Here is a 22,776-nt window from a genome sequence, read left to right on the forward strand (position 1 = left end):
TGATATATATTTACAATGTATTAATCTAAAAACCAACACTTATGAAAACGCTAGCAATTATTATCGCTTTTACCTTAACATCTTTTATTTCTCACGCACAAGATAGTTTGCAGACCCACACTGTTTCCGTTACAGTAGAAAATCCACTAAATGCCAAAGGGCATGTTTTAATAGGACTACATACTGCTGATACATTTATGAAAGCAGAAGCACTTCAAAACCGTAAAGTAAAAGTAACAGATGGTAAAGCTATTGCCACTTTTAATAATTTAAAACCAGGCAACTATGCTGTTATGGTTGTTCATGACGAAAATGATAATTCGCGAATGGATTTTGAAGCTAATGGCATGCCTAAAGAATCTTACGGTATGTCCAACAATCCGATACTCATGGGACCACCAAACTTTAATGACGCTAAATTTGAATTGAAAGCAGACACTGAAATCAGTATTCGTTTTTAAAAAAATATTCATAAAAAAAGCGACCTACACTACTAGTACAGGTCGCTTTAATTAATAATCAAAAATTAATTATTATACAGTTTCGTTTAACCAAGCTTTAAACATCCAAACTGTTTTTTCTTGTTCCGTAATAAAATCACTCATCATAGCGTTTGTCCCTTCATCACCAACTTCATCTGTTTTATTTAAAATCTGACGTTCAATTTTAAGTAATTCTGCAAGTGAATCAACAATTAAACGTACGGTTTTTTCATCTTCAGAAACATTTTTTCCTACCGGTACTTTTGCTGCTTTCGTATAATCATCAAAGGTGTGTAACGGTGTTTCGCCTAAAGTTAAAATACGCTCTGCTATTTCATCTACCTTTATATTGGCATCAGTATACAACTCTTCAAATTTTACATGTAAATCAAAGAAACGCTTTCCTCTAATATTCCAGTGCACACCTCTTAAGTTCTGGTAATACACTTGAAAGTTTGCTAATAAAACGTTTAAATCTTTAGCTATATCTTTAGTTTTTGTTTCGCTTAATCCAATTGTGTTTAATTTCATAATCATCTCGTTTTTAAGTTCAATTCAAATTTAAGACATAATTAGCATCTTTTAGCATAAGTTTTATTGATAGTTTTTATATTTTTATAGTCTAAATTGATACCTATGACTATTACTCAACTTTATTACGTATTGGCAGTTGCCGAGCAGCAAAATTTTACCAAAGCTGCTGAAACATGTTTTGTTACCCAACCTACATTGAGTATGCAAATTCAGAAGTTAGAGGAAGAGCTAGACGTTCTTATTTTTGATCGGAGTAAAAAACCGATTGAGTTAACAGAAGTTGGAAAAAAAATTGTGAGTCAAGCCAAAAATATTGTGAATGAATCCTACAGAATTCAGGATATTGTAGATCAGGAAAAAGGATTTATTGGTGGTGAATTTAGGTTGGGAATTATTCCCACCATCATGCCAACCTTATTGCCTATGTTTTTAAAAACGTTCATTAAAAAGTACCCCAAAATAAAGTTGAAAATTGAGGAGCTTACTACAGACGAAATCATATCGCGTATTAAGGAAGGTCATTTAGATGCTGCCATTGCCGCTACGCCTTTGGAAAACGAGTATATAAAAGAACGCGTATTATATTTTGAACCATTTGTAGGTTATATTCCAGAGCACCATAGATTACACAATAAACAAAAATTAAATACCACGGATTTAGAAATTGATGATATGCTTCTTCTTGAAGATGGCCATTGTTTTAGAGATGGTGTTATAAATTTATGTAAAGCATTCAAAACGCATAATGAGGACCAATTTCAATTAGAAAGTGGTAGTATTGAAACCTTAATTAAACTATCAAATGAAGGATTGGGCATGACGCTCCTTCCCTATTTACATACCTTGGATTTGAGTGATACCGCCAAACACAACTTACATTTTTTTAATGAGCCCTCACCTGCTAGAGAAGTCAGTTTACTCTACCATAAAAGTGAATTAAAAATGCAAATTATTGATGCCATGCATAATGTTATTTCAGGAATCATTAGAGGCGCCATTGCATTCCAAAATGTGAACATAGTTAGTCCACTTCCTAAATAAAAAAAAGCGACCAATAACGGTCGCTTTTCTATTTTATGTTTTTAAGTATACTAAACACTGATCTAAATCTGGATTCTGCCTTACTAAAGATTCAATATAAATCTTAAGTTCTTCAATTTCATAAGGTAATAATCTTTGAAGGGCTTTTTGAACTTCTCTGCAAAATAATGTCGCATCAAAACTCACCTTATTGAGTACAGTTTTCGTGTACTCGAACATTGCTCTGGCCATTTCTTAAAAATTTTAGGTTAAAAAGTAGATTTTTTAATAGGCAATAATATCTTATTTGATTTCTATAAATATAGTAAAAAAAGACATCCCTTCTGAAACGTAAACAAAACTTTAACATCAAAGAAAACTGTAAATGCGTTAAAAAAAGAGGTTAACTCTTATTATACATCACTTTACGACTTATTGGTAATTGTTAATAGCTTGTTGAAAAGATTAAAACCGGTTATCACCATCTAACAAATCACCTAAACCACCTAAAATACTACCTTCACCTTTATCTTTTCCGCCGCCTTGTGGAGCTGATGCCAAGACGCGGCCCGCTAACCTGCTAAACGGTAAGGACTGAATATAAACGGTTCCAGGACCTTGTAATTTAGCAAAGAATAAACCTTCGCCTCCAAAAATGGTGTTTTTAATGCCTCCAACAAATTCCACATCATAATCAACACCTTGCGTAAAACCAACAATACACCCAGTATCCACGCGCAAAATTTCCCCAGGCTGTAAAACACGCTTCGCCATAGTTCCTCCAGCATGCACAAATGCCATACCATCACCCTCTAACTTTTGCATAATGAAACCTTCGCCACCAAAAAGTCCACGACCTAAACGTTTGCTAAATTCAATACCTATAGTAACACCTTTGGCTGCACATAAAAAGGCATCCTTCTGGCAAATAAATTTACCGCCAAACGCTGTTAAGTCAATGGGTAAAATTTTCCCAGGATAAGGCGAGGCAAAACTGATACGCTTTTTACCCACCAAATCATTATAGAACGCGGTCATAAATAAACTTTCACCAGTAAGAATTCGTTTGCCAGCTCCTAAAATAGAACCCATAAACCCTTTGTTTTTAGCAGAACCATCTCCAAAAATAGTTTCCATTTTAATGCCATCATCCATCATCATAAAACTCCCAGCTTCGGCAACAACGCCTTCTTGAGGGTCTAGTTCTATTTCAACATATTGCATTTCTTCACCAAATATGGCATAGTCAATTTCGTGTGCATTCATAATTTTAAATTTTTAAGATTGATACAGTATAGGTAGTTGATTTTCAATAATTGTTACAGTTTTATAAAGTAAGTATGTTCCAAAATCCTGACATAACACCAGTTATATTGTTTTAAAATCTAACCTTTCACCTTTAAAGTCCATTCAAAATTAAATTGTGAAACTTCTATGTTATCGGAATTAGTTCCAACCACATGCATCCAAATGGTTTGTCCTTCTCCCGTTTCAATAGTGCGCTTTATGGCTTCATCTATCTTATGCCCTTCTTTGCAAATAAATGTAATGCGTCCTGTTGCTTTTTTTGAAAAACTAGCATTGTTTGATGCTACCAACATAGAAATGTTTTTCCCACTAGCTTTAATTTTTTGCATCACCAAAGCTCCTGTTGTTAATTCGGCAGCCATACCTTGAACCGCCCAAAACATAGATTTAAATGGATTTTGATTTATCCATTTATGCTTAACTGTTACCACGCATTGTTCAGAATCTAACGATTTTGTTCTGACGCCTGTAAAGTAAGCTGCTGGCAACTTGAACATTAGAAACATATTGAGTTTACTAGGAGAAATAGTCATTTAGTATATATTTTTTTATAAATATATCGAAAATAAACGAATCCTTATTTGTTAATTTTATGTTAATTTTTAGTACTTTGTATTGCATAATACCTTCCTTTAGATATATATTTGCATAAGAAACTATTATATACTTTTAAAAATGATCGATAATCACCAAAAAAATCTAGCCACATTTATTCATCTGTCCACTTTTACGAGGTTCTTGATTCCTTTTGGAAATTTTATTGGCCCATTAGTTTTATGGGTCATGAATAAAGACAAATCAGACTTTGTAGATGCGCATGGAAAGCAAGCTATTAATTTTCAGATAAGCATTTTATTGTATGCATTAATTATTGGCATGGTAACTATTCCTTTTTTCATTTTTAATTTGATTAGCGGTTTCGATTTTTTAGATATCAATACGTTTGATAGTATTCATATTAGTATAACCAAACCTTCACCGCTACTTTATATAACGGGTGGATTAGGATTTTTAGCTGTTATTGGGTTTATTTTAGAGCTAGTTTTTATAGTTAAGGCAGCATTATCTGCTAGAGACGGCCAAGCATTTCAATATCCATTAACCATTAAATTTTTAAAATAATCAGTATAATTTCATCAATAAATCAATCCTGCTTTACAGCAGATAAACAATCAAAAAATGGACAGTTTAAAAAAATTATTAGGAGAAACGCGCTTTAAGCGGTTTGCCTTAATTAAAATTAAAAGACACATATGAAAATAGAAAACACAAAAGCTCAAATGCGTAAAGGTGTTTTGGAGTATTGTATTCTTTCGGTATTAAAAGACGATGACGCTTATGTAGCCGAAATTTTAGAGACTTTAAAAGATGCCAAATTATTAGTTGTGGAAGGAACCATATATCCGTTGCTTACCAGACTTAAAAACGCAGGACTTCTTAATTATCGTTGGGAAGAATCTACATCTGGACCACCACGAAAATATTATGGTCTTACCGAAACCGGCAAGTTGTTTTTAAATGAATTAACCACAACTTGGAACGAATTACAACATGCAGTTAATATAGTAACCAGTCAAAAAAACACGAAATAATGAATAAAACAGTCAACATAAATTTAGCAGGTATTTTTTTCCACATTGATGAGGATGCATACCTAAAATTACAACGCTATCTTGAGGCTATAAAACGTTCATTTACCGACTCTCAAGGACGCTCTGAAATTATTTCAGATATTGAAGCGCGTATTGCCGAATTGTTTAGCGAGCGCATTAAACATGATAAGCAGGTTATTGGCAATAAAGAAGTAGAAGATATTATTACCATTATGGGACAACCAGAAGATTATTTGGTTGATGATGAAATCTTTGAAGATGAACCACAAAGCCCATATCAACGTAAATCAACTCCAAATAAAAAACTATTTAGAGATACTGAAAATTCCTATATTGGTGGAGTTTCAGCTGGGTTGGGACATTATTTTGGCATTGATACTATTTGGATTCGCTTATTATGGATTATCTTGATATTTGGTGCTGGAACGGGTGTATTCTTATATATTATATTATGGGTTTTAATTCCTGAAGCCAAAACAACCGCGGACAAGCTCACCATGACTGGTGAGCCTGTTAATATTAGTAATATTGAAAAAAAAATAAAAGATGGCTTTGATAACGTTTCTGATGTTGCTAAAAATGTAGGTGATTCTTTGTCAGGTACTGCTAAATCGGTTTCCGATTCGGTTTCTGGTGCCGCAAAAAACGTCAATTTTCAAAAGCATGGAAATAGTATTAAATCAAGCTCACAAAGTTTTTTTGATGCTATTGGGAATATCTTTGTTTTCTTCTTTAAAGTGATTGCCAAATTTATAGGTATTATTCTCATTATAATTGGAGCTGGTACCTTAATAAGCTTGCTTATTGGGTTACTAACAGTTGGTGTAACCGACATTATTCATATTCCAGGATTTGAATTATTAGATGCCGCCAATGCCGCTAACACTCCTATTTGGCTCGTATCTATGTTGTTCTTTTTTGCTATTGGAATTCCTTTCTTTTTCGTCTTTTATTTGGGACTTAAAATTTTAATTAACAACCTAAAATCTATTGGAAATATTGCAAAATTCTCCCTATTAGGAATTTGGTTGGTAACCATAATTAGTTTGACTATTATTGGTATTAAGCAAGCCACACAGCACGCTTTTGATGCTAGTGTATCCCAAAAAGACACCCTACCAATTACAACTAATGATACATTGGTAGTGAAAATGGCAGAGAGTATTACCTATAACAAAAACTTTAATAGACATGGTAATTCTACGCGATTGGCTTATGATGACAATAATAAAAAAATTATTTACTCAACAGATATTCGTTTAATTGTTAAATCCACTAGAGATTCTTTAGCCTATATAACTATTGAAAAACAAGCCGATGGCAGCGATTTTCTTTTAGCTAAAAAACGTGCAGAGAACATTAATTACAAGTATGAATTAACAGGCAACACGTTAATTCTGGATCCGTTTTTAACAACAGCAATTGATAATAAATTTAGCGACCAAGAAGTGGAAATCACCTTATATTTACCTGAAGGTAGCACCTTATATGCAGATAACAACACGTATAATTTTCATAGAAACTCCAGCTATTACAATGACATTTTAGATAATGGTATGGAAGAGCATTATTTAAAAATAATAAATGACGGTGTTATTTGCGAAGATTGTCCGGAAGACGATTTTGACGTGAACATACATGTTAACGATGATAATTCAAGTGTTAGAATAGACGAAAATGGTGTGCAAATCAAATCAACCGACTCCAATTTAGAAGTCAATGAGGACGGCATAAAAGCCAATAGTGAGGAGGTTAAAGTAAATATTGATAAAAACGGTATAGAAATAACAACGGATAATAATTAAAAACATGATATCCTGCCTATCGGCATTCAATCAATCAATCAATCAATCAATCAATCAAAAAATCAACCAATCATGACCACCTTATCAAAAATTATCATTTCTATTATTATAACACTTTATATTTTTCTGTTTTGAAAGAAACAAAGCACAAAAAAACCGAAGCAATTGCTTCGGTTTTTTTTATGTAAATCTTTATGTTATTTAGTTATATGTAGATGTGCTTACTTCAAAATCGGCATCTTGAGCAGCCAACCAACGTTCCGCATCTAAAGCCGCCATACAACCAGTTCCAGCAGCTGTAACCGCTTGTCTGTAAACATGATCTGCTGCATCACCAGATACAAAAACACCTTCAATATTTGTTTTAGATGTTCCAGGTACATTAATAATATAACCCGTTTCATCTAATTCTAGAAAGTCTTTAAAAATATCTGTGTTAGGTTTGTGTCCAATAGCTACAAAAAATCCTGTTGCAGGAATTTCAAATTTCTCATTGGTCTGATTGTTAAAAACGCGAACACCTGTAACCACTTGTCCATCTCCTAATACCTCATCCGTTTCGGTATTGAATAAAATCTCAATATTTTCGGTTTTCTTAACGCGTTCCGCCATGATTTTAGAAGCTCTAAACTCATCACGTCTAACCAACATCGTTACTTTCTTACAAAGTTTAGATAAGTAGTGCGCTTCTTCGCAAGCACTATCTCCTGCACCAACAATAACCACCTCGTGATTTCTGTAGAAAAAGCCATCGCAAACAGCACATGCTGAAACACCTCCACCTAATTTTAAGTATTTTTGTTCAGATTCTAATCCTAAATATTTTGCTGAAGCACCTGTAGAAATGATAACGGTTTCACAGTGAATTTCCTTGGTGTCATTGACCCATACTTTATGTATACCTCCAGAAAAATCAACTTTCGTTACCCAACCATCCCGTACGTCGGTTTCAAAACGTTCAGCTTGTTTCTGTAGCTCCATCATCATAGCTGGACCTGTAATACCTTCTGGATAACCGGGAAAATTCTCAACTTCATTTGTAGTAGTTAACTGACCACCCGGTTGCGTTCCTTGGTATAAAACAGGTTTCATATTTGCTCTGGCTGCATAAATAGCCGCTGTATAACCAGCAGGACCAGAACCTATTATTAAACATTTTACTTTTTCTATCGTTTCAGACATAATGTGCGTGTAAATTTATTAATACAAAAGTAGAATTTTTAGTAGAAACCTTACAGTAAACTTATTAAAAGTTATTATGTAACAATTAATTTTATTGATACAGCTTGCGTATAAACCGTTTAGCTCATTTTTTTAGCTTAACACGTCCTACAGCCTCCCCTATTCGAGTTAAAATTTAAATTTATTACGTTATATTGCATAACATTTTACAAATAGATTTACACTAAAAATGAAAGAAGAAGATTCTATGGGAACCATTGCAACTAATAACCGAAAAGTGATACTATATTATAATTCAGAAACCTCAATAGGGCAACAAGCTTATGCTTATGTAAACAGCTCTAATCGTGGTATTTTAGCAATTGATATTTCTAAAACAAAAGTAACTGGAACTCAATGGGCTGAAATTGCTACCAATCTTAACACTTCTTTAGACGGTTTAGTGAATCAAGAACATCCCGATTTTAAAAACAACTACAGTACAGATAAAGCATCTTTATCTGAAGATGATTGGATTAAAGTTCTTCAAAATCATCCAAGCAGTTTACGCTGTCCAATTTTAGTGGATGGTAAAAACTTCCATTTTATTGAAACACCTTCAGAAATTTCCAAGTATTTTGATAAAGAGGAGAAATCTGATGATGGCAGATCACCTATTGAATAACGGTATTTTAAATAACGTCATTAGAATGGTCATTCTCTGCCGGTATTTTTCTAAAAAAGCTATCTAAATCGGTATCGCTATCTATTCCATAACTAGCAGTAACTAGTCCTTTTTTTCCATCTTCTGTTTCTATCACATAAAGAATGGACATATCGGATGGGTTACTTACCCCTTCAAAACGTTGCGTTCTTTTTATAAAAATTTGCTCCGGTTGATAGCCCTTTTTACTGGTTAATTCAACTAAAAAACCATTTTCACATCTAAAACTACTTGTATAACCACGTTCCTGATATTTTTGTATATGCTTTAATTCTGTTCGCTCTTGTTTCATAATATATAGTTTAAATTACAATAAAGCAGATATTCACTAAACGCAAACACCTGCTTTAACTACTAACCAAAATACGACTTTTGGTAGTTTTAATAAAATATATGTACTATTATTTTAATCAATAGCATCTTCTACATCGTCTGCTACATCTTGAGCAGCATCTCCTACATCATCCGCAACATCTTCAATGCTATCATTTTTTTGTTCTCTACAACTTGGCAGTACTAGTGACATACTGAATGCCACTAAAAAAACATAAAGGAATTTTCTCATAATAATTGGTTTTAATTGTTAATTAGAATATAATTTATACTTTTCTTCCACGAATAAGTGAAATAATAAAAAGTACAATAAAGATAAAGAATAATACTTTAGCAATTCCTGCAGCTCCTGCAGCTATTCCACCAAAACCAAAGATTCCAGCTATAATTGCTAATACTATAAAAATAATTGTCCAACGTAACATAATATGTGTATTTAATGGTTAATTAGAAAACTGGCTATCAGCGTTCTACAATATAAATATCGTGATTTAATATACTTAAGCCTTGCTCAATCAGAATAGCTTTTAACTCAAATAGAATTCAATAAAAAAGGGCACTTTAAAAAAAGACCCCTTCTTATTACTAGATTAAAAGAAAATTAATTGAAGATTATTTTAAATCTTCTAATTTTTTAATCGTGTTTAATTCTTGCCAAATCGTATTTTTCTGATTTAAAACTAAATCTCTGGTTGATGTTGGCAAAGCTGTTTCTTTCAGCACATCTTCGTATTCTTCTACGGATGCTTTCTCTCCACGAATGGCTTCTTCTAACATGGACTCTTCATTGTCACTTGAAAAAACTGCTTTTACATCCATCCAAGCTCTATGTGCTGTACCAGTTGCACTTCCGCCTGTTTCTGGTTCTTGTCCAAAATTTTTAATTTCAGCCTTTAATTGATGACCAAAATCATAACGTTCAGCGGCTTTGCGGTTGAAAAAGTTTTTTAATGCAATGTGATCGGTGTTTTCAGCTGCTTTTTTGTAGCCTTTTTCAGCATCATAATTTTTTTCTAATAAGGCGTTTAATTTGCTTCCTACTTCTTTTGTGTATGGGTTCATAATAATAAGTTTTTAAATTTTTAGCAATTTATTTACAGATGCTTGCTTTTTCACATCTCACACCTTAAAACTTAAAGTGCTTACAATTATAAAGATACGTGTAGAAATAAGAATGCGTTAATCTAAAAAAATATTAAATTAACGCAATAAAAGTAATGTGATAATTGGGCCTTATAAATTATTTTTCATGTGACTTTGGTATGAAGTGGCCAAAGATGTTTTTTGAGTATCACTAAAAACTTTTCCTGCCAATTGAAAAAAACTATGTTCCTCATCTTCTAAATGATGCTCCACTTTATGTTTTAAATCTTTTGCAATTTTTAGCCAGGATGACGCATCACGTTCGGTATCTTCCAACTGCTCTATAAGCTCATCTATTTCATGATGTTCTGCTATTCCATGTCTGGCATGTTCTTGCATCATATCGTTACTAATTAACGGCTTATAAAAATGACGTTCTTCAGCGTCTGCATGAACTTCTAATTGTTTTTTCACAGCTTTAAAAATTTCGTCTCTTGTTTTGGTATCGCCAGATGTTTTAACGAGTTTATCTAACAAATCTCGTTGTACATCGTGATCTTGTCTTATAGCTTCAAAAATTGTCATGATTTTTTGGTTTAGTTATTAATAAAAAAAGAAGATTAAAATATTGAAACAACATTTTTATCTTCTTGAAAATAGTTTTCTAAAAAGAACAAATACACCATATTTACTGGCTCCTTTTATTAAAGGCTCAATCCAGTTATACGGTCTGAAGTCGTCTTTGATTTCTGTTTTCAGTAATTTTAATTCTTCCCAAGCAATTTTACGTTCTAAATTTAATTGCTTTAGTTCGATTTCAATGTCTTGGAAGTTCGTGTATGGTGGTTTCATATCTAATTTCTTAATAGTACGTTCAAATTAATAATCTATATCATCTTCATAGAATTTAGCGCCTATTTTCATTATTACATATGCGCTAATAGATTTACGCGTTATATAAATAATGAGTCCGATAATAAAGAATATTGCTGCAACAGAAAGGTATCCTAAAGCCAAGTTTTCAAAAAGTTTGCCTAAATGAATAGCTCCAGCAAATGCACCAAAAATAAGTCCTAGAACCAATAAGGTTCCAACAGCCAAAAGTTTGGCCACCATGCTTACAGCATAGGTTAATTGTTGGAATACTTTTAGCTTGAAATATTGGTGAGATTTTTCTAAAAAGTTCTCACCAATATCTGCAGCTCTTCCTGTTTTTTCTCCTATGGATTCAAAAACATTCATAATTAATTATGATTTTTGAAGTTTCTTATTCTGAGCTTTTAAATCTTTTAGCTTGGCTTCCAAAGTTGTAATAACATCTTCAGCTTTATAACTAGCATCTGTTACTAAAGACTCTACTCTATCTTCTAAATTATGTCTTTCCGTGCTTACAGTTGAGGCAACACGATCACGTAAATCTGATGCTGATGATGCTAAACGTTGCTTCTGTAATTCTGCTTCATCTGCTATGCGTTGTCTTGTAGCACTTCCTTTATCTGGTGCAAATAAAATTCCTAATACTGCTCCTATAGCTGCTCCAGCTAAAATTCCTAATCCTGTACTTCCGTTATTTGTCATGGTATATATTTTTTAAGTTAAACATGTGTTTCAATAATTCAAAGATCATGATAATAAGCCGTTTACATTAACGCTAATCATTTAATTATTGCCGTAAAACAATTTCAGGTATCGCGTTAATTGTTTTATGGAATAGGTTAATTTCAACAACCGTTAAAAATTACCTTGTAAATACTTAAAAAAAACGCAATGTCTAATAAAACAATTAAAACCATAAACCCTTATAATGGGAATGCCTTGGAAAGTTATAAGCAGTTTTCGGACGATAAAGTGGAAAGCTACTTAAGTTTGGCCAACCAAACCTTCAAGGAATGGAGCACTACAGAAATTTCTCATCGTACAACCTTACTAAAACAATTAGCTGATACGCTTATTACTAATAAACAGCATTATAGCCAGCTCATGACACAAGAAATGGGAAAACCTATTTCTCAAAGCATGGCTGAAATAGAAAAATGCGCCTTGTTGGCCGATTTTTACATAACCAATGCTGACGATTTTTTAGCAGATGAACTCATAGATACCGATGCTTCTGAAAGCTTTATAAGTTATGACCCTTTGGGTTGTATTCTAGGAATTATGCCATGGAATTATCCCTTTTGGCAAGTTTTACGCTTTGCCATTCCAACTATTACAGCTGGAAATACCGTATTATTAAAACACGCGGCAAATGTTACAGGTTCGGCATTAGCAATTCAAGCCTTATTTGAAGAAAGTGGTTATCCAGAAGGATGCTTTCAAACCTTAATAGTAGATCACGATCAAATAGAAACTATTATTGCGGATAACAGAATTCAAGCCGTGTCTTTAACAGGAAGCGAAAAGGCAGGCAAACATATTGCCCAATTGGCAGGAAAAAACCTTAAAAAAACCGTTTTAGAATTAGGTGGAAATAATGCGTGTATTGTTCTAGCCGATGCCGATTTAGATTCACATCTAGAAACTATGGTAAATGCTAGAATGCAAAACACTGGACAAAGCTGTATTGCGGCCAAACGTTTTATTGTTGAGGCTGCTATATATGATGAATTTTTAGAAAAATTTAAAAATAAAGTAACCTCCATAAAAATTGGTGACCCTTTAAAAGAAGCAACTGAATTAAGTGTTCTTTCTCGTGAAGATTTAGCGAAAACCCTGAAAGATCAAGTGGATAAATCCGTAAAAAAAGGCGCTAAAGTACTTATTGGAAATAAAAGCGACAAGGCCTTTTTTGAGCCCACAATAATTACCAATGTCACGCCAGATATGCCCGTTTTCGATGAAGAAACCTTTGGTCCTGTTGCTGCCATTATAAAAGTAAAAGATGCAGAAGAAGCCTATAAACTAGCAGCCAATTCCAGACTTGGTTTAGGTAGTATGGTTTTTACACAAGATACTGAAACTGCCAAACATCAAATTAATCAGATTCCGGATGGTGCCTTTTTTATAAATGCCATGGTAAAATCAGATCCTCGATTGCCGTTTGGTGGCACCAAAGCTTCAGGTTTTGGTCGGGAATTATCAGTTGAAGGCATCCACGAATTTGTAAATAAGAAAACAATATATATTAACCTTTAAAAAATAAACATTATGCCAGTAGTTAAAGATAAAGATTCAGATAGAGAAGATTATTTATTACAAGATGATAAAAAAACAGTGTTTACTGCAACTTTTGTAATTGTTGCGCTAATAGTATTAGTTATAGCTGTAATTATTTCAGGATTATATTTTGAATGGTTTTAATCTTCTAAAGGAAAATTAACAAGTACTTAAAAATAAAAAAGCTCAACATTTCGTTGAGCTTTTTGTTTGTTATTAATTTTGTTTAAAATTATAATGCGTAAATCGTTTTAAGGGTTTGTCTTAAAAAAGACGGTTTTAAAAATAATTATTACGCTGTCATAGATAAATCGCGCTGTGCAAATTTGTAATCTTTTGGGCTACAGTTATACTTTTCTTTAAAAATTTTAGAGAAGTAACTTCTACTTGTTAACCCAATGGTATAAACCACTTGAGAAATATTCATATCTGTATTTTTCAATAAACCCTCGGCCTTTTTAATACGGACTTCTCTAATATATTCCGTTACAGTATGACCATGCATTAACTTAAAACCTTCTTGTAATTTTGAAGGTGATAAACCGAATTTGCCATATAAATCTGTAATGGTAATTTGTGTTTCTGAATTCTCATTTACATAATCCGAAACCGTTTTAATAGTTTCCATTTCAGTAACGGTAAGCGATCCTGTTTTTTGGTGATTATTATTTAAATCATCTGAATGTTGTTGTATTTCCAATGCTAAAATAACATGAACCAATCCTTGAACTAATAAATTTCTTACTAAACCTACCTGCGAAATAGCCTGTAGCTGGTCTATTTTTTTAGAAATTTTTAGGTTATGAGATCCTATATATACAAAGTTTTCTTCATCGTGATTTTTAAAGAAGGTATCATTTAATTTTTGCTTTAACCCTTCAGAACCAGACTCATTATTTAAGTTTGTCGTTTGGACTGAAATAAGCGTTGATTTTAATTGCTCATCCTTTTTAAAATACAGCAAATTTTCTTCCGCTTTTCTACTGGTTAGAATACCAGTTTGGAAACTTCCCAGCGTGCGCTTCTCGCCCGTTTCACCAAAACTATGCTCTAGTTGTCCTTTAGAGCAATATGTAAAATAGATTGGATTTTTATCTGGCGTATTAATAGCTAAAACAAAATCATGATTAAAAACCATGTCAAATTCCAAATAGGTAATTCCATCATTTAACGAAATTCCTGTAATAATTCCTTTTCCTAATTCACTATCAACCTTTAAAGAATGCTCTTTATGGTCAGTTGTAAAAGTGCCACCAAATGTTTGTTCTAATTGTTGGAAAGTAGCTTGTATTGTATTGGCTTCTAAATATGCAGTTTTCATAAGGTCGTATTTTTAAGTTAGTAAATTAATCTCTTTATTTTCCGAATCATTAAAATGGCATATCCATAATTAATGATACTGTAAAGATCGATTAAGTAAGACCCTTTGCTGTTACACAATTTCGGCATTGTGTTATACAATCTTTCGATTTAAGCCCAAAAACCCTGATTTTCAGGCAAATAAAAAAATAAAATTAAAAAAGTGCTTTATTGCGTTAAAACAATGTGAAACTAGTTTATGTGAAGATTTAATGGTTGCGCTATTAAGCTGGTAAAAATATTATGAATTGAGCCCCTGCTCCTAACGTTCCTTTTGCGTAAATATAACCATTATGGTTTTCTACAATTTTTTTACAAATAGCTAAACCGATTCCGGTTCCGGTATATTCTGTTTTTTGATGTAAGCGCTGAAAAACTTCAAATATTTTTTCAGTATGCTTTTTATCAAAACCAATACCATTATCCGAAACTATAATTTTATAATATTCTTGGCTAGTGGTTCTAAAACCTGTTGGTAATTCAGCATTACTTACCTTACTAGATTGTATTTCTATTTTAGGGAGCGACGTTTTACTTCTATATTTTAAAGCGTTGGCCAAAAGATTGGCAAATAATTGCTCCATTTGAAAGAAAACACCATGGATATCTGGTAACTTATCTAATACAATTTCGGCTTCTGTATCTTTAATGGTATTAGCTAAATCCTCTTGTACTTTAAGTAATACATCATTTAAATCAACGCGCTCTAAATCTGTTTTACTACTATCAATCCTAGAATAAGCCAATAAATTTTGAATAAGATTTTGCATGCGTTCCGAAGCATTCTTAACTTTCACAAAGTAATTACTTCCCTTTTCTGAAAATGTTTCGCCTTCCATATCTTCAATTCTAGATATAAAGAGCTGTATTTTACGAAGTGGCTCCTGCAAATCATGACTGGCTACGCGGTTAAACGATTCTAATTCGGCATTACTCTGTTGTAGTTCCGCATTACTTTTTCGTAATTCTTCAGCAGCACGGATGGTTTGTGTTACATCCTGCACTACACCAATCATAACCGTTTGCCCATCTTTATCTAAAAATTGTCCGTTAGTTTTTAGATATTTAATTTTTCCTTTATTCGTTATTATTCGATAGGTAAACTCATCGGATGTTAAGCCGCTTATTGATTCTTTCAACCTCATATCATAGATCGGTAAATCCTCCGGGTGAATAAAATCTCGATATTTTTTTGATGAGGATAAAAATTCATTAGGACTGAAGCCTAAAATGCGATAAAAATTGTCTGATAGTTCGCTGGTATCTGAATCCTTATACCACAAGAAACTACCAATTTTGGCTATACTTTCAGCATCGTTTAAAATGGAGTTTCTAATAACCAATTGTTCATTTAGCTGGAGTAGTTGATCAGATTTTTCCTTTTCATCCGTGGTTTCCCTGATGGTAACCGTTACACCATCTCCCAATTTTATAGCGGTGGCAGAAAACCAATGTGTTTTACCTTCCTTTTCATAAGGAACATCATACTTTACTGTTTTGTTATTATCAATAGCATTCACTAAATGCTCGAAAACGCCAGTTTTAAAAATTTCTGGAAAAACGTCTGACACGTTTCTGTTTTTAATTTCTTCGGGAATATCACCCCTTACAGGGTTAATTCGGTCATTTACAAATAACACTTGAAAATCAATTATTTCATTATTCGCATTCCTAATGGATTTAAAGTGCATAACAATGTGTGAAATGCTTTTAAATATATTAGCCAATAATGCCCGATTATCTAATAGTTTTAGATTTTGATTTTCTAATCGTTTTTTTAGTTTAAGTTGTGTGTTTTTGGCCTGCTCTTGAGCGGTAATGTTTCTAGCGGTAACCAAAATACCATTGGACAATGTTGTAACGAGCGATTCAAACCACATGTGTGAACCGTTCATGGTCATTTCAATTTCGAATTTTACTTTTTCCTGGGTATTATAACACTCTAAAAATTTACTAAATGCATCATGTCCTTCAAAAAACGGAAACACCTCTAAAACCGTTTTGCCTAACATATCATCTGGATCTAAACCAAAATAATCCCGATTGCAAGCGTTGGCATATACAATGATGAAATCTACTATATCGTTGTCCTCATTAAATATGGGTTCATAATAATTTACCACATTATCCGTAGTACCCAGAACATTTCTTAAAAAGTTTTCCGATTCTCTAATCCGTAATTTATTTCTATACATTCTTAAAAAAGAAAGGATAAAAACTAATAGTGCCAGAAATGCTAATAATAGTAGCAAAAGCGGTGCTAAAGATTTATCGGATTCATAGGTTTCTTGTCTAAGATGCATGAGCCGTTGCTCTTCACGCAATATGTCCCCTTTTAAACTTCTAATTTGGTAGAGCGTAATGCTAATTACAGACTTTTGCGCATCTCTATATTGCAACAAAGTATCATCGGTTTCTAAATTGGTATTATCTAAATCTTGAAGCTGATTATATAAGTCACCTAAAAGACCTTTAACCGATTGTAAACGTTTTATTTGTGATGGGTCATCTTCTAGCAAATGCATTAAGCTATCCATAATAACACGTCCTTCTTCACGATAGGCTTTAAAAACGTTTTCGCTTTTATCAGATTTTAATAGTGCATCTCTAAATTCTTCTGAATCCGCTTCGGTATAATGAGCTGTTAGCAAACTAATACCATTATACACATGTAGCGAATGGGAAACCATTTCAGCAGATTTCTGCATGACCACAATTTGTTTATAAGCCATGGTAGAGGTAAAAACAAGCAATACAAGTGCTAAAAAAGATAGCACAAAGTAGGTTTTAGTAGAAGTATAAACGCGTTTAAAATTCATAGTTATTAGATACGGAAGAGAAAAGTATCTTTATTCAAATTGGAGGTATGATATTGCCAATTGAGTTGTAAGACCTTTTCGACTACTTCTCGCAATTTACTAAAGTTATTGGGCTTATTTACATAAATATTTGCTCCATTTAAAAAAGTATCTTCAATATCTTTTTCTGACGAGGATGTAGAATATATAGCCACACACAAATCTTTTAGTTTGGGATTATTCCGAATTTCAATTAAACATTGCTTACCATTTTTTATGGGCATATTTAAATCTAAAAATATCAGATTTGGCAAAACAACATTAGGTAAAACTAAATAGTCCATGAGCTCTTGTCCATGGTTAAATAATGATAATTTGGTGCGCATATCAATTTCTTCAATGGCTTCACTAAACAACATTCTGTCATCCTCATCATCATCCGCTAAAACAATATTTAATAGCATGTCATTCATTCCGTTCCTTTTATTAAGTAATACTTATTGTTTTCTGTTTTTCATAATCCGCTGAAAACCACTTGGTGTTAAACCCGTTGTTTTTTTAAACTGACCTGATAAATGGGCCACACTACTATAATCTAATTGGTAGGCTATTTCTGTTAAGGTTAAATTGGTATTACAAATACGCTCTTTAACTAAATCTACCTTTTTTAGAATCATATAATTTTCAATGGATGTATAGGTACTCTCGGAGAATACTGTGGACAAATGGGCATACGAATAATTTAAGGTATCTGATAAATAACTAGATACTTTTAAAGTTCGTAAATCATTATTCCTAAGCATGTCATCAATGGTGTGCTTTATACGTTCAACCAAAGTTTCCTTTTGATTTGATAAAATTTGAATACCATATCTTTTCAACGCGTCTTCTAAAGCTGACCGCTTTGCCGCATCCAAATCTTTTTGGATTTTAACTTCACCAATACTAGTGATAGTATGCGCAATATCCAACGCTTCTAATTGCTCTTTTATCACGGTTTTACAAACCAAGTCTAAATCGTATTTTACAAACAGTATCATGATAAATCCAAGCCTATTCTTTTAATTTTTTCCTTATAAAGGTAGATGTATTTGCTGAAATAAATTCGCATAAAGAACAATTATTTATTAACATGCTGATAATCAGTATTCAATTTTTACTGTAGTCATCCTATGGTCATATATTGAAACAACTTTCTTTAGGATCCAATTATTACAAAAAAAGAAAGAGGCAGTAAATGCCTCTGTCTATAAAATATTTCAATTTGTATTACGCAGAACGCGATGCGTTTACTAAATATTGTAGGTCTTCTCGCGACAAGGATTTACCATAAATAGCTTGATCTGGATCCATAATATTAGTATCGCTTAAACTTCCAACATATAAGGGCTCGAAACCAATATCCTGAATAAGTTGCCTTGCTAACACTTTGCTTTCTTCATCTTGAGCAGCAAAAGGAATGGCTATTTTATCCACATCATTAAAGGCAAAGTTTTGTAGATCTTCCGCTTTAATGGTATTAAATGCTTTAATAGTTTTAGCGGTATTAAACTTCATGGCTGTATATTCTGTAGCATTATAGTTTGCATCTCGAACGTCTTGTGCTATTTCGCCATCACGATCAGGATAGGGGTTCGTAGCATCTATAATAACTTTATCTCCATACTCTCCAGCATAAACTTCAGCTAATTCATCTATAGCTTCAAAAGGTGTTGCTAATAAATATACATCAGCATCAGCCTCAAAAGCATCAGCAACGCTAACAGCTTTAGCATGCCCTTCACTTTCCTGAACTAAAGGTTGTAGGCTTTCTGGATGCCTAGAACTAAACAAAACTTCATGTCCTGCTTTAGCCCAATGCTTTCCTAAATTTCCTCCTATGTTTCCACTTCCTATAATTCCTATTTTCATGATATTTTAAATTTTTCTATTACTATTTATTTTCTTTCCACATGCCATTAAAAGCAAAACTTTCTTGCGGCTTTCTTCTACGTTTATCTATCTCTTGTTTTTGTAAATCCTCTGGTAATACATCTAAATCGCCTCCATAATACCCCAAAGCTATTGCCGTTGCAACATGGTACCCATTAGGAACATTAAATTTTTTATGTGCTTCTTGCCAGTTTACACCAGCCATATGATGCATACCAATACCTAAATATTGCGCCTGCATAGTCATATTCCCTAAACTCAATCCCAAATCGTGTAAGGCATGAAAATTTTCCTTTCCTTCTGTATTTGTTTCTTTATATGCCGCCAACATTAAAAGTGGTGCGTTACTTGCCCAGGTTTTATTAAAATCGCTTAAACAATCAAAAATTTTCTGGTAAGCTTCCGTTCCTTGTACGCCATATATAAATCGCCATGGTTGTAAGTTGTTTGAGCTTGCAGACCAACGGACGGCCTCAAATAATTGGCCCAGATGGCGGTTGTTTATTAATTCATTTTTAAAAACACGAGGACTATATCGTTGCTTTAATAAGGCAAATATTTCAAAATCCGTTTCGGCTATATTTTCTAATTGTATTTGATTTGGTGACGTCATAGCTTCTAGATTTTTTAGGTTCTTTTTACCGTTGCAAAATATTTATTTATGTTCGAAATATTTGCCGTTATCCCCTAAAAAGTTGATGCAATAAAAATAAAAAAATAAATTTTATTGCGTTAACAAAAAACGTAATTGAGAAGAAAACAGGTATAATTTCAAATATCTTTGCCTTTTTTAAAACTGATAAATGATTAAATATAGCCTCCTTACTTTAGCATTTTTAATACATATTGTAATATTTGCTCAAGACACTAAAACGTATAAACATGAAATAGAAATTGTAACAGATAATGACTTTTTTGTTATATACAATACCTCGGATAGAAACTACACATACGGCATCAGTGCTAGGTATAGATGGAAAACCAATACCACTAATTATTTAGGAGCGCTATTTAAGAACAAACAAGGCCATTCCTTAATGGCAGGAATAAATATTGAGGCTTACACACCCAATTATCTTGATGATGGAACGAAAGACGACGAAATTATTGAAAGACCTTACGCGGGTTGGAGTTATGCCGAATTTCAAACCAATTATCTTTTTAGTAAAGCGTATTTGCGTTTTGGTTTAGAAATAGGAATTTTAGGGCAAGCATCGCAAGCTGGTGCCTTACAAAACTATTTTCACGAACATATCTCAAAAGATGAACCCGTGGATTGGAGTGATCAAATTCCTAATCAATTTGGACTAAATTTTACCGGTACCTATGCTCATGACATTTATAGTATTGGCTTTATGGACACCTATGCTTCTATTGATGCGTCTTTAGGAAATATTCATACCTATATTTGGCCAAAATTACATTTTAGAATAGGAAAACTGAATAGCATAAATGCATCTGTAGGCAGTAAAAACGGTCTATTTTCTGATAATGAACATGCGGAATGGTTTTTTGATTATGGCGTAGGTTATAAAGTATCTTTTTACAATGCCACAATACAAGGAAATATTTTCAATACCAATTTAGCCAAACCAGAAACACAAATAAATCATTATATTTTTACATCACATGCAGGTGTTCAATATTCCTATAAACGTTTTGCGGCAACATTTTCCATGCAATTTAATACAGGAGAATTTGACAGGACCAAAAACCACTCCTTTGGAAGTTTAAAGGTATTATACAGATTTTAGAGTGCATTTTCTTCTTGACTGGCATATTCTTTCTTATAAATGCGGATGATTACTAAAGCCAAACTGATTAATAAAGGACCAAAAATTAACCCTATAAAACCGAACAACGGAATCCCTATAATAACACCGATTAATGTGATTAATGGGTGAACATCGTCCAACTTCCGAAGCACAAACAAGCGAATTAAATTATCGGTAGATCCTACAATTACAATACCATAAATAAGGATTCCCCAAGCCTCAAAGGTGTTTCCACTTGCCATAGTAATGATAAAAACAGGGAGTGTTCCTAACATATTACCCACAAATGGTACCATGGAACCTATGGTTACAATTACGGCCCAGAAAAAAGGCGAATCTATTCCGAAAATTAAAAAACCTATTAGCGCCACAATACCTTGAGCTACTGCTACCAAAGGAATGCCCAACGCATTTGCTCTTACCATAGCATGCATTTCATTACCCACTAACTTTAAATTATCACGGTTTATTGGAATGTAATCCATTAAAGATTCTCGTAATTGCCGCCTATTTGTAAACATGTAATAGAGCATAAAATACATTATAGAAATAGCAATAACCGTATTAAATGTGCCTCCAGCAAAACTTTGTAAATTTTCAGATAACCAACCTGATATAGCAGAAGCATCAATTTGAGACGATAAATCATATCCAAAACGACTTTCAATTTCAGTCATTTGGCTTTTAACAATTTTTGTAACGCGTTCGGAGTTCTCAACGGCTTTGGTAATTTTATTACCTAACATAAACGCCGCACCAGCAATAGGTAATAATATAGTAAAAAATGACATTAACATCAGTGTTATAGCTGCCATATTAGGATTCCAACCGCGCTTAACCAGTTTACTCATTGTTTTTCTTAATAGAACGTAAATGGTAATAGCTCCTAAAACGCCGGAGAAATAAGGAATAATTTCCCGAAAAATTAAAATACTAACCAGCAGTATCAACATTAATAAGAATAGTTGACGGATAACTTTAGGTGGAATAGTATTCATATAGTATTAGTTTGCTTGTTAATAATTGCCTGTAATAAATATAGGTTTTAATTGTTTCTTAAAGCATTTATTAATTCAGATTTATTCATTTTAGAACGTCCGTCAATTCCAACATTTTGTGCTTGATTATAAAGCTCTTGTTTTGTCCAATCTTCATAAGGTTTTGCTTGACCTCCCTTTTTTCCCGAATTAGGGGAATTGGCTATTCTTGCCGATTTTTCTTTACTATAACCTTTGTCGCGTAAAGCTTCATATTGTTCTTCGTTTTTTATACTTGGGATATCCATATTTAAAGTTTTATAAAAATTATTTAACATGATTTATAGATACCAAATATGTAGGATTACTTTTTAAATCTTTAACACTATCCAATAAATAATGAATGCCAATACGTGATAGAATAAATATTTATTACTGCCATTTTTTTATTAATTGAGTTCATTGTTGTTCCAAGTGGAAGCTATATTTACAAAACAATTAAAAGAATATTAACTTAAATTTTAAAAATCATGAATAAGGATCAATTAGAAGGAAAATGGAAACAAGTAAAAGGTGAGTTTAAACAAAAGTATGGTAAGCTTACAGATGATGATGTAACGTACTCGGAAGGTAAATTCGACGAAATGGTTGGAAAACTTCAAGAAAAAACGGGTAAAACTAAAGAAGAAATTGAAAAAGAAATTAAAGAGTGGTAA

The 22,776-nt window shown here is 32.7% G+C and carries 31 protein-coding genes; 10 read left to right on the forward strand and 21 right to left on the reverse strand.

Annotated elements, in window-relative coordinates:
• The first annotated feature begins 41 nt into the window (after nt 1-41).
• Nucleotides 42-461 carry a DUF2141 domain-containing protein gene (locus GMA17_RS07400; protein ID WP_248400560.1) on the forward strand — a complete coding sequence of 140 codons (420 nt, stop codon included), beginning with the start codon at nt 42-44 and terminating at the stop codon, nt 459-461.
• Between the two features lie 72 nt (nt 462-533).
• Here the strand turns inward: GMA17_RS07400 and GMA17_RS07405 are convergent, their stop codons facing one another.
• The gene (locus GMA17_RS07405; protein ID WP_248400561.1) at nt 534-1,013 is read right to left on the reverse strand and encodes a Dps family protein; all 480 of its coding nucleotides are present in this window, start codon (nt 1,011-1,013) and stop codon (nt 534-536) included.
• A gap of 105 nt (nt 1,014-1,118) precedes the next feature.
• Between GMA17_RS07405 and GMA17_RS07410 the strand changes: the two genes are divergently transcribed.
• The gene (locus tag GMA17_RS07410) at nt 1,119-2,057 is read left to right on the forward strand and encodes a hydrogen peroxide-inducible genes activator (RefSeq protein WP_248400562.1); all 939 of its coding nucleotides are present in this window, start codon (nt 1,119-1,121) and stop codon (nt 2,055-2,057) included.
• Between the two features lie 33 nt (nt 2,058-2,090).
• Here the strand turns inward: GMA17_RS07410 and GMA17_RS07415 are convergent, their stop codons facing one another.
• The 3 genes from GMA17_RS07415 to GMA17_RS07425 form a co-directional block, all read right to left on the reverse strand.
• Complete coding sequence (locus tag GMA17_RS07415; RefSeq protein WP_066251981.1) at nt 2,091-2,288, reverse strand: hypothetical protein; 198 nt, start codon at nt 2,286-2,288, stop codon at nt 2,091-2,093.
• 213 nt (nt 2,289-2,501) lie between these two features.
• Nucleotides 2,502-3,302: a TIGR00266 family protein gene (locus tag GMA17_RS07420; protein WP_248400563.1), complete on the reverse strand. Its 801-nt coding sequence runs from the start codon at nt 3,300-3,302 to the stop codon at nt 2,502-2,504.
• Between the two features lie 119 nt (nt 3,303-3,421).
• On the reverse strand, nt 3,422-3,877 hold the full coding sequence (locus GMA17_RS07425; RefSeq protein WP_248400564.1) for a DUF4442 domain-containing protein: 456 nt from the start codon (nt 3,875-3,877) through the stop codon (nt 3,422-3,424).
• Between the two features lie 142 nt (nt 3,878-4,019).
• Between GMA17_RS07425 and GMA17_RS07430 the strand changes: the two genes are divergently transcribed.
• From GMA17_RS07430 to GMA17_RS07440, 3 genes are all read left to right on the forward strand, one after another.
• Entirely contained in the window at nt 4,020-4,466 is a 447-nt protein-coding gene (locus GMA17_RS07430) for a DUF4870 domain-containing protein (protein ID WP_248400565.1), read from the forward strand.
• A 131-nt stretch (nt 4,467-4,597) separates the two neighbouring features.
• A complete protein-coding gene (locus tag GMA17_RS07435; RefSeq protein ID WP_248400566.1) occupies nt 4,598-4,936 on the forward strand; it encodes a PadR family transcriptional regulator in 339 nt (112 codons plus the stop codon).
• Complete coding sequence (locus GMA17_RS07440; protein WP_248400567.1) at nt 4,936-6,762, forward strand: PspC domain-containing protein; 1,827 nt, start codon at nt 4,936-4,938, stop codon at nt 6,760-6,762. The genes GMA17_RS07435 and GMA17_RS07440 overlap by 1 nt, the downstream gene beginning before the upstream one ends.
• 201 nt (nt 6,763-6,963) lie before the next feature.
• On the opposite strand, the gene trxB is transcribed toward GMA17_RS07440, so the two are convergent.
• Nucleotides 6,964-7,944 (reverse strand): thioredoxin-disulfide reductase, encoded by a 981-nt coding sequence (gene trxB, locus GMA17_RS07445; protein ID WP_248400568.1) that lies wholly within the window; start codon nt 7,942-7,944, stop codon nt 6,964-6,966.
• A 229-nt stretch (nt 7,945-8,173) separates the two neighbouring features.
• On the opposite strand from trxB, the gene GMA17_RS07450 reads away from it, so the two are divergent.
• Entirely contained in the window at nt 8,174-8,608 is a 435-nt protein-coding gene (locus GMA17_RS07450; protein WP_248400569.1) for an arsenate reductase family protein, read from the forward strand.
• Nucleotides 8,609-8,615: 7 nt separating this feature from the next.
• On the opposite strand, the gene GMA17_RS07455 is transcribed toward GMA17_RS07450, so the two are convergent.
• The 8 genes from GMA17_RS07455 to GMA17_RS07490 all read right to left on the reverse strand — a co-directional run bounded on the left by GMA17_RS07455 (nt 8,616) and on the right by GMA17_RS07490 (nt 11,641).
• Complete coding sequence (locus GMA17_RS07455) at nt 8,616-8,939, reverse strand: hypothetical protein (RefSeq protein WP_248400570.1); 324 nt, start codon at nt 8,937-8,939, stop codon at nt 8,616-8,618.
• Between the two features lie 114 nt (nt 8,940-9,053).
• Nucleotides 9,054-9,212: a hypothetical protein gene (locus GMA17_RS07460; protein WP_248400571.1), complete on the reverse strand. Its 159-nt coding sequence runs from the start codon at nt 9,210-9,212 to the stop codon at nt 9,054-9,056.
• Nucleotides 9,213-9,246: 34 nt separating this feature from the next.
• The gene (locus tag GMA17_RS07465; protein ID WP_008635694.1) at nt 9,247-9,405 is read right to left on the reverse strand and encodes a DUF1328 family protein; all 159 of its coding nucleotides are present in this window, start codon (nt 9,403-9,405) and stop codon (nt 9,247-9,249) included.
• 187 nt (nt 9,406-9,592) lie between these two features.
• On the reverse strand, nt 9,593-10,042 hold the full coding sequence (locus tag GMA17_RS07470; RefSeq protein WP_248400572.1) for a PA2169 family four-helix-bundle protein: 450 nt from the start codon (nt 10,040-10,042) through the stop codon (nt 9,593-9,595).
• A gap of 171 nt (nt 10,043-10,213) precedes the next feature.
• Nucleotides 10,214-10,648, reverse strand: a complete 435-nt coding sequence (locus GMA17_RS07475) for a hemerythrin domain-containing protein (RefSeq protein WP_248400573.1) — start codon at nt 10,646-10,648, stop codon at nt 10,214-10,216.
• Nucleotides 10,649-10,705: 57 nt separating this feature from the next.
• Complete coding sequence (locus GMA17_RS07480; protein WP_248400574.1) at nt 10,706-10,915, reverse strand: hypothetical protein; 210 nt, start codon at nt 10,913-10,915, stop codon at nt 10,706-10,708.
• Between the two features lie 27 nt (nt 10,916-10,942).
• Nucleotides 10,943-11,305: a hypothetical protein gene (locus tag GMA17_RS07485; protein ID WP_248400575.1), complete on the reverse strand. Its 363-nt coding sequence runs from the start codon at nt 11,303-11,305 to the stop codon at nt 10,943-10,945.
• A 6-nt stretch (nt 11,306-11,311) separates the two neighbouring features.
• Entirely contained in the window at nt 11,312-11,641 is a 330-nt protein-coding gene (locus tag GMA17_RS07490) for a YtxH domain-containing protein (RefSeq protein WP_248400576.1), read from the reverse strand.
• Between the two features lie 189 nt (nt 11,642-11,830).
• Between GMA17_RS07490 and GMA17_RS07495 the strand changes: the two genes are divergently transcribed.
• Both GMA17_RS07495 and GMA17_RS07500 read left to right on the forward strand, forming a co-directional pair.
• Nucleotides 11,831-13,198, forward strand: coding sequence for an NAD-dependent succinate-semialdehyde dehydrogenase (locus tag GMA17_RS07495; RefSeq protein ID WP_248400577.1), 1,368 nt, complete (start codon nt 11,831-11,833; stop codon nt 13,196-13,198).
• Between the two features lie 12 nt (nt 13,199-13,210).
• Entirely contained in the window at nt 13,211-13,363 is a 153-nt protein-coding gene (locus tag GMA17_RS07500; RefSeq protein ID WP_248400578.1) for a hypothetical protein, read from the forward strand.
• 148 nt (nt 13,364-13,511) lie between these two features.
• Here the strand turns inward: GMA17_RS07500 and GMA17_RS07505 are convergent, their stop codons facing one another.
• From GMA17_RS07505 to GMA17_RS07530, 6 genes are all read right to left on the reverse strand, one after another.
• A complete protein-coding gene (locus GMA17_RS07505) occupies nt 13,512-14,540 on the reverse strand; it encodes a helix-turn-helix transcriptional regulator (protein ID WP_248400579.1) in 1,029 nt (342 codons plus the stop codon).
• Between the two features lie 262 nt (nt 14,541-14,802).
• A complete protein-coding gene (locus GMA17_RS07510) occupies nt 14,803-17,397 on the reverse strand; it encodes an ATP-binding protein (protein ID WP_248400580.1) in 2,595 nt (864 codons plus the stop codon).
• Nucleotides 17,398-17,402: 5 nt separating this feature from the next.
• Complete coding sequence (locus GMA17_RS07515) at nt 17,403-17,849, reverse strand: response regulator (protein ID WP_248400581.1); 447 nt, start codon at nt 17,847-17,849, stop codon at nt 17,403-17,405.
• 24 nt (nt 17,850-17,873) lie between these two features.
• Nucleotides 17,874-18,416, reverse strand: coding sequence for an AraC family transcriptional regulator (locus tag GMA17_RS07520; protein ID WP_248400582.1), 543 nt, complete (start codon nt 18,414-18,416; stop codon nt 17,874-17,876).
• 229 nt (nt 18,417-18,645) lie between these two features.
• Nucleotides 18,646-19,287, reverse strand: coding sequence for an NADPH-dependent F420 reductase (locus tag GMA17_RS07525; RefSeq protein WP_248400583.1), 642 nt, complete (start codon nt 19,285-19,287; stop codon nt 18,646-18,648).
• Nucleotides 19,288-19,309: 22 nt separating this feature from the next.
• Entirely contained in the window at nt 19,310-19,921 is a 612-nt protein-coding gene (locus GMA17_RS07530; RefSeq protein ID WP_248400584.1) for a nitroreductase family protein, read from the reverse strand.
• Between the two features lie 190 nt (nt 19,922-20,111).
• Between GMA17_RS07530 and GMA17_RS07535 the strand changes: the two genes are divergently transcribed.
• Nucleotides 20,112-21,062 (forward strand): lipid A deacylase LpxR family protein, encoded by a 951-nt coding sequence (locus GMA17_RS07535; RefSeq protein ID WP_248400585.1) that lies wholly within the window; start codon nt 20,112-20,114, stop codon nt 21,060-21,062.
• Here the strand turns inward: GMA17_RS07535 and GMA17_RS07540 are convergent.
• Nucleotides 21,059-22,081 carry an AI-2E family transporter gene (locus GMA17_RS07540; RefSeq protein WP_248400586.1) on the reverse strand — a complete coding sequence of 341 codons (1,023 nt, stop codon included), beginning with the start codon at nt 22,079-22,081 and terminating at the stop codon, nt 21,059-21,061. The two genes, GMA17_RS07535 and GMA17_RS07540, sit on opposite strands and share 4 nt — an antisense overlap.
• A gap of 47 nt (nt 22,082-22,128) precedes the next feature.
• Nucleotides 22,129-22,368: a Rho termination factor N-terminal domain-containing protein gene (locus GMA17_RS07545; RefSeq protein ID WP_248400630.1), complete on the reverse strand. Its 240-nt coding sequence runs from the start codon at nt 22,366-22,368 to the stop codon at nt 22,129-22,131.
• Nucleotides 22,369-22,590: 222 nt separating this feature from the next.
• Here GMA17_RS07545 and GMA17_RS07550 point away from each other — a divergent pair, with 222 nt between their 5' ends.
• A complete protein-coding gene (locus GMA17_RS07550; RefSeq protein ID WP_248400587.1) occupies nt 22,591-22,776 on the forward strand; it encodes a CsbD family protein in 186 nt (61 codons plus the stop codon).

The organism is Bizionia sp. M204, assembly GCF_023205095.1.
Taxonomy (GTDB): Bacteria; Bacteroidota; Bacteroidia; order Flavobacteriales; family Flavobacteriaceae; genus Algorimicrobium; species Algorimicrobium hallyeonense.

Excerpts from the sequence above, each read along its gene's own strand:
- GMA17_RS07430 (WP_248400565.1), top strand. The coding sequence starts at position 4,020 with ATGATCGATAATCACCAAAAAAATCTAGCCACATTTATTCATCTGTCC.
- GMA17_RS07410 (WP_248400562.1), top strand. The coding sequence starts at position 1,119 with ATGACTATTACTCAACTTTATTACGTATTGGCAGTTGCCGAGCAGCAA.
- GMA17_RS07510 (WP_248400580.1), bottom strand. The coding sequence starts at position 17,397 with ATGAATTTTAAACGCGTTTATACTTCTACTAAAACCTACTTTGTGCTA.
- GMA17_RS07470 (WP_248400572.1), bottom strand. The coding sequence starts at position 10,042 with ATGAACCCATACACAAAAGAAGTAGGAAGCAAATTAAACGCCTTATTA.
- GMA17_RS07550 (WP_248400587.1), top strand. The coding sequence starts at position 22,591 with ATGAATAAGGATCAATTAGAAGGAAAATGGAAACAAGTAAAAGGTGAG.
- GMA17_RS07495 (WP_248400577.1), top strand. The coding sequence starts at position 11,831 with ATGTCTAATAAAACAATTAAAACCATAAACCCTTATAATGGGAATGCC.
- GMA17_RS07415 (WP_066251981.1), bottom strand. The coding sequence starts at position 2,288 with ATGGCCAGAGCAATGTTCGAGTACACGAAAACTGTACTCAATAAGGTG.
- GMA17_RS07545 (WP_248400630.1), bottom strand. The coding sequence starts at position 22,368 with ATGGATATCCCAAGTATAAAAAACGAAGAACAATATGAAGCTTTACGC.
- GMA17_RS07460 (WP_248400571.1), bottom strand. The coding sequence starts at position 9,212 with ATGAGAAAATTCCTTTATGTTTTTTTAGTGGCATTCAGTATGTCACTA.
- GMA17_RS07500 (WP_248400578.1), top strand. The coding sequence starts at position 13,211 with ATGCCAGTAGTTAAAGATAAAGATTCAGATAGAGAAGATTATTTATTA.
- GMA17_RS07475 (WP_248400573.1), bottom strand. The coding sequence starts at position 10,648 with ATGACAATTTTTGAAGCTATAAGACAAGATCACGATGTACAACGAGAT.
- GMA17_RS07505 (WP_248400579.1), bottom strand. The coding sequence starts at position 14,540 with ATGAAAACTGCATATTTAGAAGCCAATACAATACAAGCTACTTTCCAA.
- GMA17_RS07515 (WP_248400581.1), bottom strand. The coding sequence starts at position 17,849 with ATGAATGACATGCTATTAAATATTGTTTTAGCGGATGATGATGAGGAT.
- GMA17_RS07425 (WP_248400564.1), bottom strand. The coding sequence starts at position 3,877 with ATGACTATTTCTCCTAGTAAACTCAATATGTTTCTAATGTTCAAGTTG.
- GMA17_RS07530 (WP_248400584.1), bottom strand. The coding sequence starts at position 19,921 with ATGACGTCACCAAATCAAATACAATTAGAAAATATAGCCGAAACGGAT.
- GMA17_RS07465 (WP_008635694.1), bottom strand. The coding sequence starts at position 9,405 with ATGTTACGTTGGACAATTATTTTTATAGTATTAGCAATTATAGCTGGA.
- GMA17_RS07455 (WP_248400570.1), bottom strand. The coding sequence starts at position 8,939 with ATGAAACAAGAGCGAACAGAATTAAAGCATATACAAAAATATCAGGAA.
- GMA17_RS07485 (WP_248400575.1), bottom strand. The coding sequence starts at position 11,305 with ATGAATGTTTTTGAATCCATAGGAGAAAAAACAGGAAGAGCTGCAGAT.
- GMA17_RS07520 (WP_248400582.1), bottom strand. The coding sequence starts at position 18,416 with ATGATACTGTTTGTAAAATACGATTTAGACTTGGTTTGTAAAACCGTG.
- GMA17_RS07450 (WP_248400569.1), top strand. The coding sequence starts at position 8,174 with ATGAAAGAAGAAGATTCTATGGGAACCATTGCAACTAATAACCGAAAA.
- GMA17_RS07405 (WP_248400561.1), bottom strand. The coding sequence starts at position 1,013 with ATGAAATTAAACACAATTGGATTAAGCGAAACAAAAACTAAAGATATA.
- GMA17_RS07490 (WP_248400576.1), bottom strand. The coding sequence starts at position 11,641 with ATGACAAATAACGGAAGTACAGGATTAGGAATTTTAGCTGGAGCAGCT.
- GMA17_RS07400 (WP_248400560.1), top strand. The coding sequence starts at position 42 with ATGAAAACGCTAGCAATTATTATCGCTTTTACCTTAACATCTTTTATT.
- GMA17_RS07540 (WP_248400586.1), bottom strand. The coding sequence starts at position 22,081 with ATGAATACTATTCCACCTAAAGTTATCCGTCAACTATTCTTATTAATG.
- GMA17_RS07420 (WP_248400563.1), bottom strand. The coding sequence starts at position 3,302 with ATGAATGCACACGAAATTGACTATGCCATATTTGGTGAAGAAATGCAA.
- trxB (WP_248400568.1), bottom strand. The coding sequence starts at position 7,944 with ATGTCTGAAACGATAGAAAAAGTAAAATGTTTAATAATAGGTTCTGGT.
- GMA17_RS07535 (WP_248400585.1), top strand. The coding sequence starts at position 20,112 with ATGATTAAATATAGCCTCCTTACTTTAGCATTTTTAATACATATTGTA.
- GMA17_RS07525 (WP_248400583.1), bottom strand. The coding sequence starts at position 19,287 with ATGAAAATAGGAATTATAGGAAGTGGAAACATAGGAGGAAATTTAGGA.
- GMA17_RS07435 (WP_248400566.1), top strand. The coding sequence starts at position 4,598 with ATGAAAATAGAAAACACAAAAGCTCAAATGCGTAAAGGTGTTTTGGAG.
- GMA17_RS07440 (WP_248400567.1), top strand. The coding sequence starts at position 4,936 with ATGAATAAAACAGTCAACATAAATTTAGCAGGTATTTTTTTCCACATT.
- GMA17_RS07480 (WP_248400574.1), bottom strand. The coding sequence starts at position 10,915 with ATGAAACCACCATACACGAACTTCCAAGACATTGAAATCGAACTAAAG.